Annotated in this window: 14 protein-coding genes; 1 reads left to right on the top strand and 13 read right to left on the bottom strand. The window is 44.9% G+C overall.

The genetic code is table 11. The features are described 5' to 3' along the window. Window positions 1-2 precede the first annotated feature (2 nt). From HMPREF0556_RS10940 to HMPREF0556_RS10890, 11 genes are all read right to left on the bottom strand, one after another. Window positions 3-905, bottom strand: a complete 903-nt coding sequence (locus HMPREF0556_RS10940; protein WP_003758571.1) for a dihydroorotate dehydrogenase — start codon at window positions 903-905, stop codon at window positions 3-5. Next, window positions 902-1,708 (bottom strand): dihydroorotate dehydrogenase electron transfer subunit, encoded by an 807-nt coding sequence (locus tag HMPREF0556_RS10935; RefSeq protein WP_261795817.1) that lies wholly within the window; start codon window positions 1,706-1,708, stop codon window positions 902-904. The genes HMPREF0556_RS10940 and HMPREF0556_RS10935 overlap by 4 nt, the downstream gene beginning before the upstream one ends. Next, window positions 1,686-4,895 (bottom strand): carbamoyl-phosphate synthase large subunit, encoded by a 3,210-nt coding sequence (carB, locus tag HMPREF0556_RS10930; protein WP_003758568.1) that lies wholly within the window; start codon window positions 4,893-4,895, stop codon window positions 1,686-1,688. The genes HMPREF0556_RS10935 and carB overlap by 23 nt, the downstream gene beginning before the upstream one ends. Next, window positions 4,888-5,982, bottom strand: a complete 1,095-nt coding sequence (locus HMPREF0556_RS10925) for a carbamoyl phosphate synthase small subunit (RefSeq protein ID WP_003758566.1) — start codon at window positions 5,980-5,982, stop codon at window positions 4,888-4,890. Before HMPREF0556_RS10925 ends, carB begins: the two co-directional genes overlap by 8 nt. Then, the gene (locus HMPREF0556_RS10920) at window positions 5,983-7,260 is read right to left on the bottom strand and encodes a dihydroorotase (RefSeq protein WP_003758565.1); all 1,278 of its coding nucleotides are present in this window, start codon (window positions 7,258-7,260) and stop codon (window positions 5,983-5,985) included. It abuts the gene before it with no gap. Next, window positions 7,248-8,159, bottom strand: coding sequence for an aspartate carbamoyltransferase catalytic subunit (locus HMPREF0556_RS10915; RefSeq protein ID WP_003758563.1), 912 nt, complete (start codon window positions 8,157-8,159; stop codon window positions 7,248-7,250). Before HMPREF0556_RS10915 ends, HMPREF0556_RS10920 begins: the two co-directional genes overlap by 13 nt. 25 nt (window positions 8,160-8,184) lie before the next feature. Further along, a complete protein-coding gene (locus HMPREF0556_RS10910; RefSeq protein ID WP_003758562.1) occupies window positions 8,185-9,468 on the bottom strand; it encodes a solute carrier family 23 protein in 1,284 nt (427 codons plus the stop codon). Between the two features lie 212 nt (window positions 9,469-9,680). After that, the gene (gene pyrR / locus HMPREF0556_RS10905) at window positions 9,681-10,226 is read right to left on the bottom strand and encodes a bifunctional pyr operon transcriptional regulator/uracil phosphoribosyltransferase PyrR (protein WP_003758560.1); all 546 of its coding nucleotides are present in this window, start codon (window positions 10,224-10,226) and stop codon (window positions 9,681-9,683) included. A 214-nt stretch (window positions 10,227-10,440) separates the two neighbouring features. Then, window positions 10,441-11,349, bottom strand: coding sequence for an RluA family pseudouridine synthase (locus HMPREF0556_RS10900; RefSeq protein ID WP_003758558.1), 909 nt, complete (start codon window positions 11,347-11,349; stop codon window positions 10,441-10,443). Beyond that, window positions 11,349-11,813, bottom strand: coding sequence for a signal peptidase II (gene lspA, locus HMPREF0556_RS10895; RefSeq protein WP_036107219.1), 465 nt, complete (start codon window positions 11,811-11,813; stop codon window positions 11,349-11,351). Before lspA ends, HMPREF0556_RS10900 begins: the two co-directional genes overlap by 1 nt. Window positions 11,814-11,911: 98 nt before the next feature. Then, on the bottom strand, window positions 11,912-13,195 hold the full coding sequence (locus HMPREF0556_RS10890) for an NCS2 family permease (protein ID WP_040486867.1): 1,284 nt from the start codon (window positions 13,193-13,195) through the stop codon (window positions 11,912-11,914). A 178-nt stretch (window positions 13,196-13,373) separates the two neighbouring features. Here HMPREF0556_RS10890 and HMPREF0556_RS10885 point away from each other — a divergent pair, with 178 nt between their 5' ends. Continuing rightward, window positions 13,374-14,717 carry an MATE family efflux transporter gene (locus HMPREF0556_RS10885; protein ID WP_003758552.1) on the top strand — a complete coding sequence of 448 codons (1,344 nt, stop codon included), beginning with the start codon at window positions 13,374-13,376 and terminating at the stop codon, window positions 14,715-14,717. Window positions 14,718-14,788: 71 nt separating this feature from the next. Here the strand turns inward: HMPREF0556_RS10885 and HMPREF0556_RS10880 are convergent, their stop codons facing one another. After that, window positions 14,789-15,262: a hypothetical protein gene (locus HMPREF0556_RS10880; RefSeq protein WP_003758549.1), complete on the bottom strand. Its 474-nt coding sequence runs from the start codon at window positions 15,260-15,262 to the stop codon at window positions 14,789-14,791. 17 nt (window positions 15,263-15,279) lie between these two features. Further along, window positions 15,280-16,185: a hypothetical protein gene (locus tag HMPREF0556_RS10875; protein ID WP_003758547.1), complete on the bottom strand. Its 906-nt coding sequence runs from the start codon at window positions 16,183-16,185 to the stop codon at window positions 15,280-15,282. Window positions 16,186-16,417 lie beyond the last annotated feature (232 nt).

Raw genomic sequence — 16,417 nt, 5'->3', positions numbered from 1 at the left:
TTTCATCTCCTCTTCAAATCTGCTAGTTTTTCGATTCCCAGCTCATTCATCCGGGCTGGCAGATCACGAATCAAATTCGGGCAAATATAGGGTTCGGTAAAGTTCATCGTTCCGACGGCAACTGCATCCGCCCCTGCGATCAAGAATTCCAGCACATCATCTACGGTTTGGACACCGCCCATCCCGATAATAGGAATATTGCTCACTTCCCGTACTTGATGAATCATCCGGATCGCTACCGGTTTGATGGCTGGTCCTGATAGGCCGCCAGTTTGATTGGCTAGAATCGGTTTTCTGGTTTTCAGATCGATCCGCATGCCAAGAAGTGTATTGATCATTGTGAGGCCATCCGCACCTGCTGCTTCGATTGCTTGTGCGATCGAAACGATATCTGCCACATTTGGCGAAAGTTTCACATAGACGGGAACTTTTGCTACTGCTTTAACAGCTTTTGTCAGGTCATGGGCAATGTGCGGATCCGTGCCGAAAGTGATTCCTCCTTTTTTTACGTTAGGACAGGAGATATTCAGTTCGATGGCTTTTACCACCTTTGAATCACCAACGCGGGCGCAAACTTTGACATAATCGTCTACGGTCGTCCCGGCGACATTGGCAATGATCGGGGTATCGTATTGTTCCAAAAATGGCAATTCATGCGCCATAACATGTTCTAAGCCTGGATTCTGTAGACCGATCGCATTCAGCATTCCTGCGCTCGTTTCGGCAACACGTGGGGTTTCGTTTCCCTTCCGTACTTCTGGCGTGATCGCTTTGACCATGATGGCTCCCAGCTCACCAAGATCATAATATCGGCTGTATTCTTTCCCGAAACCAAAACAACCGGAAGCGGGCATGATCGGGTTTTTCAAAGAGAGTCCTGGGATTTCTACTTGTAATCGGTTCATAATTCCACCTCATCTGCACGGAAAACGGGGCCGTCTTCGCATACTTTCAGCCAGCTGTCGGTATCTTTTTTAGGGCAGACGCACGCATAGCATGCTCCGATCCCGCATGCCATCCGTTCTTCTAATGAAAGATACGTCTTACTTCCAGCGTAGCTTGACTTGACTGCTTGTAGCATTGGTCTTGGTCCGCAACTATACACCCGGTCCGGTTCTGGAAGCTTTCTCGTGATATCTGTGACAAACCCTTGTGTCCCGTAGCTACCGTCTACCGTGGCAATGTGCACGCTGCCGTAAGCAGCCATTTCTTTCTCGTAAAAGATATCTGTGTGGGACTGAAATCCATTCACAAACGTGACTTCTATCCCTTGAGCAGCGAGTTCTTTTCCAAGCTGATACATCGGCGGGACACCGATTCCGCCGCCGATCAATAATGCCGATTTCACGCCGGCTGTTTGTGCTTCGGAAACATCGAAGCCCGTTCCGAGCGGGCCTAGGCAGTCGACCGAATCATTGCTTTGTAATTTACTGAAGTCTTTCGTGCCTGCTCCCTCTACACGATACAGTAATGTGCAGGTGCCCGCTGCTTTATCATAGGAGCAGATACTTATTGGTCGGCGCAGCAGCAGTTCTGTCCGTACGGGACGCACCATCAAAAACTGACCTGGCTGCATGGTTGCTACATTTTCACCTTGCAGTACCAATTCATAAACATGTCTAGCGATTTCGGTTTGTTTGACTACCGTCATTGTTGTTTGCAGCATGATTTCACCCCGTTTCCTTTTAAACTGTTGCTGTCGCTGGATTGGTCTTCGTATTCATTGCTTCCATGCCGAACGATCTGGATTCCAGAACGCTTAGGATCGCTGCTGCTGTATCGAGCGATGTACAGACCGGCGTACCGTTCTCTACAGATTCACGGCGGATCTGGAAGCCATCCCGTTCTGGTCGTTTGCCTGTTGTTAAGGTATTGACCACGAGCGTTACTTGACCGCTGCGAATATAATCGATCAGTGTTTCTGTGTTTTCTCCGATTTTCTTCACTTGGGAAACTGGCACACCGGCTGCTTCCAGAACACTGGCTGTTCCTTGCGTTGCCATGATGGTAAAGCCGATATGGTTGAAACGTTTGGCAAGTTCGATTGCTTCTTCTTTATCGCGGTCGGCTACTGTCAGTAAAACTGTGCCATAATCGTGCATTTTTGTTCCGCTAGCTACAAAACCTTTGTAGAGCGCTTTTTCGAGTGTCAGGTCTTTTCCCATCACTTCGCCGGTGGATTTCATTTCTGGGCCGAGTGAGGTATCGACGCTACGCAGTTTTGCGAAAGAAAAGACCGGGACTTTAACGAAAATCTCTTGTTTTTCTGGAGCTAGTCCGCTTTCATAACCTAATTCCCGTAATGTTTTGCCTAAGATGATCTTGGTTGCTACATTTGCCATTGGGATGTCGGTGATCTTACTTAAAAATGGTGCGGTCCGGCTTGAGCGTGGATTGACTTCGATAACGAAAACTTCCTCGCCAGCAATGACATATTGGATATTTAGCATGCCAATGATATCCAGACCGATTGCGAGTCTTGTCGTATAATCCACGATCGTATCTTTTACTTTCTGACTGATTCGCTGTGCAGGATAAACCGCGATCGAGTCGCCGGAATGGACACCGGCACGTTCGATATGTTCCATGATTCCAGGGATCAAGACATTTTCTCCGTCGCTGATAGCATCCACTTCTACTTCTTGGCCTTGTACATAACGGTCAACGAGTACGGGATGTTTTGGATTTACTTTAACTGCATTATTCATATAATATTTCAAGCCTTCTTCCGACTCGACGATCTCCATGGCCCGGCCGCCTAATACATAGGAAGGTCTTACAAGAACTGGATAGCCGATTTGTCGAGCGATCGTCAATGCTTCTTCGACGGAAGTGGCTGTTTTTCCTTCTGGTTGAGGAATAGCTAATTTTTCTAGCGCTTTTTCAAACTCATCGCGGTTTTCGGCACGGTCGATGGCTTCTAAACTTGTGCCAAGGATTTTCACGCCTTTAGCAGCTAATCCTTCTGCTAAGTTGATAGCCGTTTGACCACCGAATTGGACCACGACACCGATCGGCTGTTCTAAATCGATGACATGCATCACGTCTTCTACCGTCAATGGCTCAAAGTAAAGCTTATCTGAGATACTGAAATCGGTAGATACTGTTTCGGGATTATTATTGATGATAATGGCTTCGTAGCCTGCCTGCTGAATCGCCCAAACGGAATGGACGGTCGCATAGTCGAATTCTACCCCTTGGCCGATCCGGATCGGGCCTGATCCAAGGACGATCACACTCTCTTTTGCTGTCGGTACGGATTCATTTTCTTCTTCGTAGGTGCTGTAAAAGTACGGCGTGGTCGATTCAAATTCAGCGGCACAGGTATCTACCATTTTGTAGACTGGTCTGATTCCTGCTTCTAATCTAACTGCCGTAACTTCGTCTTCGGAAGTCTGCCATAAGCGAGCGATCTCACTGTCGGCAAAACCATTTTGTTTCGCTTTTAGTAAAAGTGCTTTGTCCTGTGGGGCTTCTTTCAACAAGTTTTCTAGCGCGATCAGTCGCTCTAATTTATATAAAAAGAATAAATCGATTTTCGTGATCGCATGCAGTTCTTCGATTGTTTGACCTTTGCGAATGGCTGCTGCCAAGAAGAACAGGCGGTCATCTTCTGGATAAGCGATTTTGCTTGCCAGCAGTTCACTTGTCGCTTGTTCAGCTTCTTCTAAATAAAGATGGCTAGCGCCGATCTCAAGAGAACGAACTGCTTTCAAAAGGGCTTCTTCCCAGCTTCTACCGATCGCCATGACTTCCCCGGTCGCCTTCATTTGTGTACCAAGTCTACGATCAGCTTGTTCAAATTTATCAAAGGGGAAACGAGGGATTTTGGCTACTACATAGTCGAGTGTTGGCTCAAAGTGCGCATAAGTGGTTCCAGTTACTGGATTCTTGATCTCATCGAGTGTTAATCCCACCGCGATCTTAGCAGCCAATTTGGCGATCGGGTATCCTGTCGCTTTCGATGCGAGCGCTGAGGATCTGCTAACGCGTGGGTTGACTTCGATGACATAGTAATTATAACTGTCTGGATCGAGTGCTAGCTGAACGTTACAGCCGCCTTCAATTTCCAGTGCACGAATGATTTTCAGAGAAACATCGCGCAAGAGTTGATATTCCCGGTCAGAGAGGGTTTGGCTTGGTGCTACAACGATAGAATCGCCCGTATGGATACCTACTGGATCAATATTTTCCATATTGCAAACGACCATCGCATTATCATTAGCATCACGCATGACTTCATATTCTACTTCTTTGAAACCGGCGATGCTTTTTTCAAGCAGACATTGCGTGACTGGACTTAATTTCAAGCCACTGGAAACGATCTCCTGTAAGTCTTTGTCGTCATGACAAATGCCGCCACCGGAGCCACCGAGTGTATAAGCTGGACGGACGATCACTGGATAGCCGATTCTTTCGACAAACCGTTTCGCTTCTTCTAAGTTGTGGATAATATCGCTATCTGGAACCGGTTCACCAAGTTCATTCATTAAGTCGCGGAACGCTTCACGGTCTTCTGCTTTTTTGATAGCCGTTAGGTCTGTGCCCAACACTTCTACGCCACATTCTTCTAAAATGCCGGCTTCTGCCAGTTCCATGGCCATGTTGAGCCCGGTTTGACCGCCGAGTGTCGGCAAGATTGCATCTGGCCGTTCCTTGCGGATGATCCGGGAAACAAAATCCAGTGTAATCGGCTCGATGTATACTTTGTCAGCCATTTCTGTATCGGTCATGATCGTCGCCGGATTGGAATTGACGAGTACCACGCGGTATCCCTCTTCTTTTAGACTAAGGCAAGCTTGCGTACCTGCATAATCGAATTCTGCCGCTTGTCCGATGATGATCGGGCCAGAGCCGATTACAAGTATCGTTTGAATATCCGTTCTTTTAGGCATGTTCGATTTCCCCCTTTATTTTTACATCCATCATTTCCATGAAGCCATCGAACAAGTAGTTGACATCACTTGGTCCCGGATTTGCTTCCGGGTGGTATTGGACGGTATAGGCAGGATATTCGCGGTGCGCGAGTCCTTCGACCGTTTCATCATTCAATTCGATATGTGTGATTTCTAAATCTGTGTCTTGGAGAGACGCTTTATCAACAGCGTAACCATGGTTTTGTGCAGTAAAGTCGACCCGACCCGTTTTCAATTCTTTCACGGGATGATTGGCGCCACGGTGACCGAATTTTAGTTTGAATGTGTCTGCCCCATTGGCAAGCGCGAATAGCTGGTGGCCTAAACAGATCCCGAATAAAGGAATCTTCCCTTGAATACCGCGGATAAATTCGAGCGCTTCCGGTACATCTTTTGGATCTCCCGGTCCGTTGGAGAGCATAACGCCATCCGGGTGCATTGCTAATACTTCTGCAGCTGTCATATTGTAAGGGACGATCGTCACGTGGCAGCCTCGTTTGTTTAGTTCTTTCAAGATCGAAGCCTTTACGCCGTAATCAACGAGTACGACCCTTTTGCCGCTGCCAGGGCTGGCGAAAGCTTTGGAAGAAGATACTTGGCTCACTTGATCACTCGGCAGCCGTACCGAACGCAGATGGTGCAGTAGTGCTTCTTTATCTGCATTTGCATCTGTCAAGATCCCTTTCAGCGTTCCTTCTTTTCGAATCAATTTCGTCAGCTTTCGTGTGTCGATCCCTGCGATTCCCGGAATATCTTTTTCTTTCAGAAAGGCATCGAGTGTCATTTGGTTGCGCCAGTTTGACGGGAACTCCGCTGCTTCTTTTACAACCACGCCTTTTACAGAGGGCTGGATCGATTCAAAATCATCGCGGTTAATGCCGTAGTTGCCAACTAATGGATAAGTGAATGTAATGATCTGCCCGTAATAAGATGGATCGGTAAGGGTTTCTTGATAACCAGTCATTCCTGTGTTGAAGACTACTTCACCGATCGATTCCTTTGTACTACCAATTGCTTCTCCGATAAAATAATTGCCGTCTTCCAGCATCAAAATCCGTTTTGCCATTTAAGCTTCCCCCTCTTGATAAACCAGCTCACCGTTTGCGAATGTCATCACTGGATAACCTGCACATGTCACGCCAGCAAATGGTGTATTTCTTCCTTTTGAGTAAAAGGTATTTGGGTCGATCGTATTTTCTTTTTCCAGATCAATGACTGTGATGTCGGCCACTGCGCCTTCTTTCAAATCTCCATAGGGCAGCTGGAACACTCTAGCCGGTTTCGTTGTCATCCAGTCGAGCAATTGCTTGAGTGTCCATTTATTTGTTTTGACAAAGTTGGTATATAATAATGGGAAAGCTGTTTCGAGGCCGACGATTCCGAAGGCTGCTTGTTCCATAGGTACATCTTTTTCTGCTTCACTGTGCGGAGCATGATCTGTTGCGATGAAGTCGATCGTGCCATCAAGCAGTCCTTCCAGTAGTGCTTCTTGGTCTGCCTTGCTTCGAAGCGGCGGGTTCATTTTCCAATAACCATGATTTTCTGGAATATCTTCTTCGTTCAGCAAGAGATGATGCGGTGAAACTTCGGCTGTTACTTTGATTCCTGCCCGTTTCGCATCACGAACGACGCGCACAGATTCTTTCGTGGAAATGTGGCAGACATGATAATGGCAGTCTGCGGCTTCTGCTAAAAGAACATCACGGGCGATCTGAACAGATTCCGCAATGTTCGGAATACCTTTGATCCCCAATTCTTCGGAGATTTTCCCTTGATGGACGACGCCTCCGTAGATAAGCGAGTTATCTTCACAATGGGCAACGACCGCCATATTTAATTTTGCCGCTGCCTGCATCGCTTCATACATTGTTCCAGCAAGCTGTACGCCTACGCCATCATCGGTAAAAGCGAATGCACCTGCTTCTTTTAATCCTTCAAAATCAACAAGCTCTTCCGTTCCAAGTGCTTTTGTGATGGAAGCATATGGTAGGACGCGAACAACTGCTGTTTCTGCAATCCGTTTTTGGATACTTTCCATGATTTCTTTCGTATCCGGTACTGGTTTTGTATTTGGCATGGCGCAGATCGTTGTGTAGCCACCTTTTGCAGCTGACTTGGTGCCGCTTGCGATCGTTTCTTTGTATTCTCCGCCAGGTTCGCGCAAGTGGACATGTACATCAATGAAACCAGGCGATACCAATTTCCCCTTCACATCGATCACCTTTTCATCAGCAGCTTCGATCGTACTTGCAATTTTAGTAATTCGTCCTGCTTCGATCAAAATATCTTTTTGTTCTTTTTCTCCAGATTCGCTGATGATTGTTCCGTTTTTTAAAATGTACATGCTTTTACCCTCGTTTCTTTTTCTTTTAAAACCATTGCTAGAATCGCCATGCGTATGAATACGCCATTTGTCATTTGTTCCACGATCCGTGATTGTTTTGCTTCTACTAATTCACCTGCGATCTCGGTATCGCGGTTGACTGGACTTGGGTGCATGATGATCGCATTTGGTTTCATTGTCTTTGCAAGATCTGTCGTAAGCCCGTACTTGCGATGATACGTCTCTTTGGAAAAACCGGTCGGACTATCGTGGCGTTCGTGCTGGACCCGAAGCAGCATGATCACGTCTGCGGTCTGGATACATTCTTCTGTCGATAAATGCGGACCGTATTCTTTTGCTGTTTCATCGAGCCATTCGATCGGACCTCCGAAGCAGACTTCTGCGCCGAGACGATGCAAGGCTTTCATATTAGAATGAGCGACCCGACTATGCGAGATATCCCCCATAATTGCTACTTTTAATCCTTTAAAGGTGCCGAATTGTTCTCGAATGGTGAAGAGATCAAGCAGACATTGGCTAGGATGTTCTCCGCAGCCGTCGCCGCCGTTGATGATCGAAATATCCAGTTTGCGAAGCGGCTCATAGTATTTTTCTTCAAAGTGACGGATCACTGCCACGTCAACTCCGATCGCCTGCATCGTCAGCAAGGTATCGTAAAGTGTTTCACCTTTTGTGATACTGGAATGTCCTGGATCGAACGAGATCTCCCGCATCCCCAATTTCTGCTCTGCCATTTCAAAACTATGATGAGTACGGGTACTAGCTTCAAAAAACATATTGACGGCATATTTCGGTTCTGGTAGTGAGACTGTTTCCTGATGTTTGAATGCTGCCGCTCTGTCTAATAATGCTTCGATTTCTTCAATCCCTAGTTCTTCCATCGTGAGCAAATGTTTCATTTACATACGCCACCTTTTCCGAATTTTATTGATGTGTTTTTTTATCCACAGGGATGATCAAGTTAAGAAGGATCCCTACAATTGCTGCCATTGCCATTCCTGCGATTTTCACAGTATGGATCTGAACGAAGAATCCGCCGATCCCAATCACTAGTACGACTGATACGATGACAAGGTTGCGATTGATATTCAAGTCGATTTGGCTGTCGATCAGCATGCGGAGACCGCTCGAAGCGATAACACCGAACAGTAGCAAGGAAATCCCGCCTAAAACCGGTGCCGGTACAGAAGTTATGACTGCATTGATATAACCGACGAAGCCGAATAACACCGCGAGAACTGCTGCGCCCGCAATGACGAACACGCTGTAAACACGTGTGATCGCAAGCACACCGATATTTTCTCCATATGTAGTTACTGGTGGTCCACCGAGTAAGGATGCGACGATTGATGCTGTTCCGTCTCCTAAAAGGGAGCGATGCAGACCAGGTTCTTTAAAGAAGTTACGGTTGGTGATTTTATTTAATACGAGCTGATGTCCCATATGTTCTGCCATGGTCACAAATGCGAGCGGTGCCATGCTGAGAATGACGGTCAACGTTACGATTGGATCTGCGTCTTTGAAGGGGATCGTGAAATCCGGTACTGCGAAAAGCGAGGCTTGTTTGATCAGTGTATAGTCGACCAAACCAAGCGCCATGCTCGCTACATATCCAGCTGCAAATCCGAACAAGATCGGGATCAGTCCGAAAAATCCTTTGAATACCAGCATAGCCAAAATCGCTACGCCTAGTGTGATAAGTGCAACTGCGATCGCCTTACCGCTGTATCCTCCGCTAGTTACCCCCATTGCCATATTCGCAGCATTTGGCGCTAAGCTAAGTCCGATAACCATGATCACTGGACCAACTACGACCGGCGGCAATACCTTTTGAATCCAGTCCACCCCGGCGTAATACACGATCAATGAGACGATCGCATAAACTACGCCGACCGAGAATGTTCCGACCATGACGGAGCCCGGCGAGTGCTCTTGTTTGATAAACATGGTAAGCGGCGCAATGAAAGCAAAGCTCGATCCGAGATAAGCCGGTATTTTCCCACGGGTGATAACGAGGTAGGCAAGGGACCCTAATCCGCTCGACACTAACGCGACACCCGGACTCATTCCGGTAACACTCGGTACAAAGATCGTTGAACCGAACATTGTAAATAAGTGTTGTAGGCTCAAGATAAGCCAGTTATTCCATTTTGGTCTGTCTCCGATATCTAAGATCGGTTTTCCTGCTTGCATGTGATTCTCTTCCATTTCTCCACTTCCCTTTCTTGAATAAAAAAACTCTTTGCTAGAGGGCAGCAAAGAGTTTTGGTTAGAACGGTGCCTGGGTATCACTTTAGGCCTCGTTTCTCCTATCTTGCACTCTTTGTCAGCCTCTCTGGACTGCTTTTAAAAAAGTGTTACTAGCTTGGTTGAAAACACTCGTTTTCCATCAAGCTGAATCTATTAATGTGTGGGCTTATTTATTTTGAAATAATGACTGCGTCACTTGCAGCATCACTTTCTTCTAAATGAACAGCGATTCGTTCTTCTTTGGAAGTCGGTACATTTTTCCCGACAAAATCTGCACGAATCGGTAATTCCCTGTGGCCTCTGTCCGCGAGTACGGCCAACTGGATCTGCGCCGGTCTGCCGATATCCATGATCGCGTCCATTGCGGCACGCACGGTTCGGCCCGTATAAAGTACGTCATCGACAAGGACGACTGTCTTACCTTCGATCGAGAAATCGATTGCCGATCCATTTACAGAAGGCTCTTTTGTTGCTTCGTCTTTAAATGACAGATCGTCTCGATATAAGGAGATATCCAATTCTCCAACAGGAACTTCCGTCGATTCGATTGCCTGCATTCGTTCGGCAAGACGTTTCGCAATAAATATCCCGCGGGTCTTGATACCAATCAGCGCTAAATTCTTTGTCCCCTTATTTCGCTCGATGATCTCGTAGCTTACTCGGGTCAAAGCACGTTTTACAGCAGCTTCATCCATCACAATAACTTGCTCTGGCATAACTTATAACTCCCCTCCAAATAAAAAACCCCTCACCAGAAGCGGCAAGGGGGTAGATCGACATTGTAGACCAGTGGCTATACCTATACTACCACTGTCAAACAAACTCCGTTACCTTCTTAGCCTCTCTGGACTATGTTAAAGGACTATTTAATTTCTTTCTTTACTTTACTAAAAAAGCATCCATCTGTCAACCAGATTGGCGAAAAACGATTTATTCTTTTGTTCTCAATTTTTCGAGTACTTCTTCAAAATCAGCAGGTAGCGGTGATTCAAATGATAGTTCTTCCTTCGTCCGTGGATGCACGAAGCCTAACTTTTTCGCATGCAGATATTGGCCGTTACCAGGCAATGTGTTTTTTGGTCCGTATTTCGGATCGCCGGCAAGCGGATGTCCGATATATTTTAAATGGACACGGATCTGATGTGTTCTTCCTGTGTCTAATTGACAAGTAATCAGCGTGAAATCCCCAAAACGTTCCAGCACTTCAAAATGGGTGCGTGCTTCTTTACCATCACCAACGACGGCCATTTTTTGACGATCATCTTTTGCACGGCCGATCGGTGCTTCGATCGTTCCTTTTTGATGCGCGATATCACCGTGGACTAAGGCAACATATTCGCGATGTGATGTTTTCGCCTTCAATTGGCTTGCGAGCGATTCATGAGCCGCATCATTTTTAGCCACCATCAGTAAACCGGATGTATCTTTATCGATCCGGTGAACGATGCCAGGTCTGATTTTCCCATTGATCCCGGACAGATCCTTACAGTGGTATAGCAGCGCATTGACAAGCGTGCCGGTATAATGTCCGGCAGACGGATGCACCACCATTCCTTCCGGTTTGTTCACGACTAGCAGATCTTCATCTTCATAATAAATATCGAGCGGGATATCTTCGGCTTCGATCTCGATCACTTCAGGAGCACGTTCCTCCATTTCAACGATATCGCCAAGCTGACATTTGTAATTCGGCTTCACTACTTCCCCGTCCACCGTAACTTGCCCATCTTTCAAGAGCTGCTGCACGGAAGAACGACTTTTCGAAGCTTTTTCAGCCAAAAACTTATCGATCCGCATACCTTTTTCTGTTTCTTTTACTTCCACTTTAAGAGATTGCATTATTTTTTTCCTTTCGTTTTGCGATCATCAAGGAACACAAAAATGAGCATACATACGACACCAATACTTAGTGCTGCATCTGCCAAATTAAAAATCGGGAAGTAGTAGTTTCCCCATACAGTTTGCACAAAATCTACGACCTCATGACGCCACAATCGGTCGATAAAATTACCAAGTGCTCCGCCAAGGATCAGTGCCAAGCTGATACCAAACAATGTTTTTCCTTTAGCATAACGCTGCATGATATAGATGATCACTGCTACCACGATCACTGTAATGATATAGAAAAAGCTCATATGTCCTTCTAATATGCTCCAAGCTGCCCCATTATTTCGGAAACTAAACCAATATAAAAATCCTGGTATGACCTCTACTTGCTGACCGATCGTCAAATGTTCCACGACGAGCCATTTTGTAAACTGATCAATGCCGACCACAACGAGTGCGATCAAATAATAATAGATCAACGCTACTCCTCTTTTCTTACCCATTTTTTATAAAAAAAACCAGATCCTCCGTGCACGCGGCACAGAAACGATCTGGTCCTTTTATACCGCTTTTTTTATTGTATGATAAATTGCAATAAAAATAAAGCAGCAATGATGTACATGATCGGCGATAACGCTTCCGCTTTTTTTGTAAAAATACGTAAAAGCGGGTACGCAATGAAGCCGATCGCGATTCCGTCGACAATACTATAGCTGAATGGAATAATCACCACGATCAAAAATGCAGCAAATGTTCCGGCTGAGTCGGAAAAATCCATTTCCTTGAGTTCTTGGACCATCGAGATCCCAATGACGATCAAGATCGGTGCGATCGCGCTGCTTGGGATGAATCCCAAAAACGGCATGAAGAACAATGAACCTAAAAAGCAGATCGCCGTGACGATCGTTGCAAGTCCTGTTTTAGCACCACTTGCAAACATCGAACCGCTCTCAAGTGCCGAAACTGTTGGGCTCGTTCCGAAAATACCGGAAAAGAAGACCGTGATACTGCTCGCCCGCAAAACGCGCGGAAGAGCCTGTTCTTGTTTCAGCTGTCTCGTTTGGCCGTTTGTCAGTCCTACCGTTTCAAATACGATCACCATTGTCATCGTAAAGACAGCACTCCAAAAAGAAACGTTTCCGATATGAGAGAAATCAAGATGCCCAAAAACCGTGCTGATCGGTTTCAAACTGATACCACTGACAGCACTTGTGCTGCGGATACCAAATGCATAACCAATCAAGCTCCCAGCTAGCAAGCTCCATAAAAAAGCACCTGGAACTTTCCGGATCACTAGGATCATCGTCAGTAAAAGCGTGATCAGTGTCGAAATAACATACGGATCATGCATGGAACCGAGCTGAAGCACGGCATGCTCTCCTCGCATGATGACCGCGCCTTTTTCAAGCCCTAGCAAAACTAGAAACAAACCTAATCCGACAGTGATCCCTTGTTTAAGAATCAACGGGATCGCTTGATTCAGTTTTGTTGCAAACGGCGTGAAACAAAGGATCATAAATAGCAGACCACTGATCGCACAACTAGCAAGTGCTTCCTGCCAGCTGAGCCCCATATTTCCGACAAGCGTATACGCAAACAATGCATTGATACCCATTCCCGGCATCAAAATCAGTGGGACATTTGCATAAAATCCCATGACTAAACAGCCGAAAACCGTAATAAAAATCGTTGCTAGTGCCGCGCCTTGAGCCGGTACACCGGCTTCGGCCAAAATGGAACTGTTTACGACGATGATGTAAAAGACTGTGAAGAAGCCGATGATACCTGCCAGCACCTCTGTTTTCACAGAAGAACCGCGCTGATCAAGCGCAAACTTCCTTTCTACAAACTTTTTCATTTTTGTTTCCTCGATATGAAATTGTCCCTCTCCCAACCCGCAGAGTATTGCCCCTGCCACAGACCTTCATTATACCAAACCTTTCCTGATTTACAAAGCTATTTTTATAAATACAAGCGAAAAAAGATATGCTATACTAAATCCGTAGTACGCAATTTAAAGAGAGAGGACGCTTCCATTGCTATTTGAATCCTACATCGCTAAGAGCAGACACTTTTTGACGATTTTCACACCAATCGTCATCACCCAACTAACATTATTCTCGATGACTTTTTTCGATACAACGATGTCTGGTCATTATTCCAGCGGAGCTCTCGCCGGCGTCGCGATCGCCAGCTCATTGTGGGCGCCTGTCAACGCCGCCCTTTCTGGACTATTGATGGCGATCACTCCGATTATTTCCCAATTGATCGGCGCAAAAAAAGAATCCCAAGTACGCTCCTTTGTGCATAATGGTTTTTATATCGCCCTGATAGTAGCACTTTTGTTATTTTTTGTGCAGTTTGCATGTGTTCCTTCGATTTTGGAACACCTAGGCGTCACAGCAGACGTAAGAAAAATCGCGCATTCGTTCTTGATCGGCATCTGCATCGGACTGCCGGCATTTTTCCTGTCAGCCGTTTTGCGTTCTTTTATCGATGCGCTCGGCTTGACGCGCGTAACGATGCTGATCACGATCACCACCGTACCTTGCAATATCCTGCTCAATTACTTGCTTATTTTCGGAAAATGGGGTTTCCCAGAGCTTGGCGGAGCTGGGAGCGGTTTTGCTACAGGGATAACGTATTGGATCGTTTTGCTAGTAACGGTCATTTTGACGCTGACTCAGAATCGAATTCAAACCTTTCAGATCTGGAAGGCGCTCTCACCAATTAGTGCAAGTAAAATGAAAGAGATCATTCAGATCGGGATCCCTAACGCACTAACGATCTTATTTGAAACGAGCATTTTTTCTGCGGTAACCATATTAATGAGCCGATTCGGTACTTTCACGATCGCAGCTCATCAATCCGCCAACAGTATCTGTACATTGCTTTACGCATTTCCGCTTAGTATCGCTTCGACACTGACGATCTTAGTCGGCTATGAAGTCGGGGCGAAAAAACGGGCAGCTGCCCTTGCCTATCGGCGAATCGGATTGTTTTTTGGAGTCGGGATCGGTGTAATAAATGGTATTATACTGTTTTTGTTCCGCGATACGATCGCTACGTTCTATTCCACAGACAACAGCCTGCAACAATTGATCGCGCATTTCTTGCTCTATGCCATTTTGTTCCAATTCGCTGACAGCGTGCTATCCCCGGTACTTGGAACGCTACGTGGTTATAAAGATGTCTTGATCACTACGATCGTAGCCTTTATCGCTTATTGGGCAATAGGCTTGCCGGTCGGGTACTTCCTATCGTTCACACCACTTGCTGCATTCGGTTTTTGGATCGGTCTCAGCACGGGGCTTGGAGTAGCCGCAGCAACCTTGTATTTGCGGATGCGATGGACGGAGAGACGATTTTCATTTGATTAATTCGTGAAAAAACACGTGGGTCAACCTTTTGGAAAGTGGTTGATCCCGTGTTTTTTTAGTTGTTTTAGTCATCAATCGGTCTTGAATTTATCCAATATTCTATAGGAAAAATATTCTTGAATTTGTTGTTTTGTTGCCGAATTTTCTCCATATATACAATCCACCTCTACAGACTTACTGCGTGCGCGGTAAGTAAAATCATAGGTTATTTCACAATTTTTTATTGAATTAACTGCATCTTTATTTTTTAGCTTATGCCCATTTAAATACCTCTTATTTTTCAAAACTATTTTTTTCCATGTCTCATAATCTTTTTTTGTTGTGATCGTTTTCGGAAACCATTCTGCGCTAAATAGCGGTTGTGCGTTATAAGCCGTTTTCTTTAAAACAACAATTTCATTTTGAGGGATCCCTAACTTTTTAATTGCTTGATCAATTTGCGTATTAGCTTGATGAACCCGAATATAAATATAGCTTGTATACCCAACTATTGGAACAATAACGATAACTACAAGGATGAAACAAATCAACTTCCATTTCTTCAATCATTCCACTTCCTTACTTAATATGTTCCAATTTTTTTCGGAGCATACTTACTTGTAAATGTATTTGGCAGAGCTGAAGGCGATACAAATGTTAATCCAATCAGTTGAGGTTGTATAACATTAGCGTTGCCTGCCCCATAATAATAAGCTTGAAATACTAACTTTGAGCAGTAATTTGGATTTTTTGTTGATGTATAGGTGGTCACACGATAATCGATTTTCTTATTTTTTTCATATTTATGGTTACTATTCCAAAAAATTTTATCCGCATAACTTGCTGCTTTATTCGCTATACTTTTATTGGGGACTCGCCATAACTGGATCCAATAAGCGATATGTTTATCCGGCTTTATTCCCTGTTCACTCTTTCTGCCAAATATCCAATTATCCTTACTAAATTGATGATTATTGTTTTTGATTGCTTTCACTGTCCAATTCACAATGTTTCCTCCCCCAGTCATTTCTAAAATATAGTTATCGCTCGTTGCAATAGCGGCGTGACCCGTTCCCCCACTACTAACAATCAAAATATCACCTTTCCTAATTGCTTTTTTCAATTTATTCCCATTTGAAGTTTGGCTGCCGCGAAGCATGCTACTTGTCTTAGCTTCAGACGACGAGTGGCCTTCTCCATCTGGAAAAGCCCCGTAATTGGCAATTTCGCCAAACCAGCTCTTATAATCCAATCCAGATCCGACTATATTTTTCATTGCAAAGTAATCTGCCTTTCCTAAGTTATAGTTTTCTTGAAAGGCTTGAAAGGTATACCTATTTGGATTCACTTTCTTTTCACTGATTGCTTTTTGATAAAGCATTTGAACATCATTCGTGGTTGCCTCTGCGGATACATCACTACTGTCAAAATGGATGAATACGAGGATAGAGATGATGACTGTTATCGTGCTAGCGATTCTTATTTTCATGTTGTCTTCCTCCTTGATGTGTCTATCGATTTAGGTATGTTCATTCATTCTCATTGTATTGTATGCGCTATCATAAGTAAACAGAACGAACTTTTAAAATTTGTTAAAGCTTTCCATACCTTCATACCAATTACTCATGTTAATAGTTAATTATATTTCTAAAAATACCATTATGCGGTAAACTTTCACTATTTTTAACCATCCCATAAAAAAAGACAGCAAATCAAGTGGA

Origin of the sequence: Listeria grayi DSM 20601 (assembly GCF_000148995.1) — a bacterium.
Lineage (GTDB): Bacteria > Bacillota > Bacilli > Lactobacillales > Listeriaceae > Listeria > Listeria grayi.
Note: the sequence above shows the minus strand (reverse complement) of the source record. Positions and strands in the feature narration are given on the sequence as shown.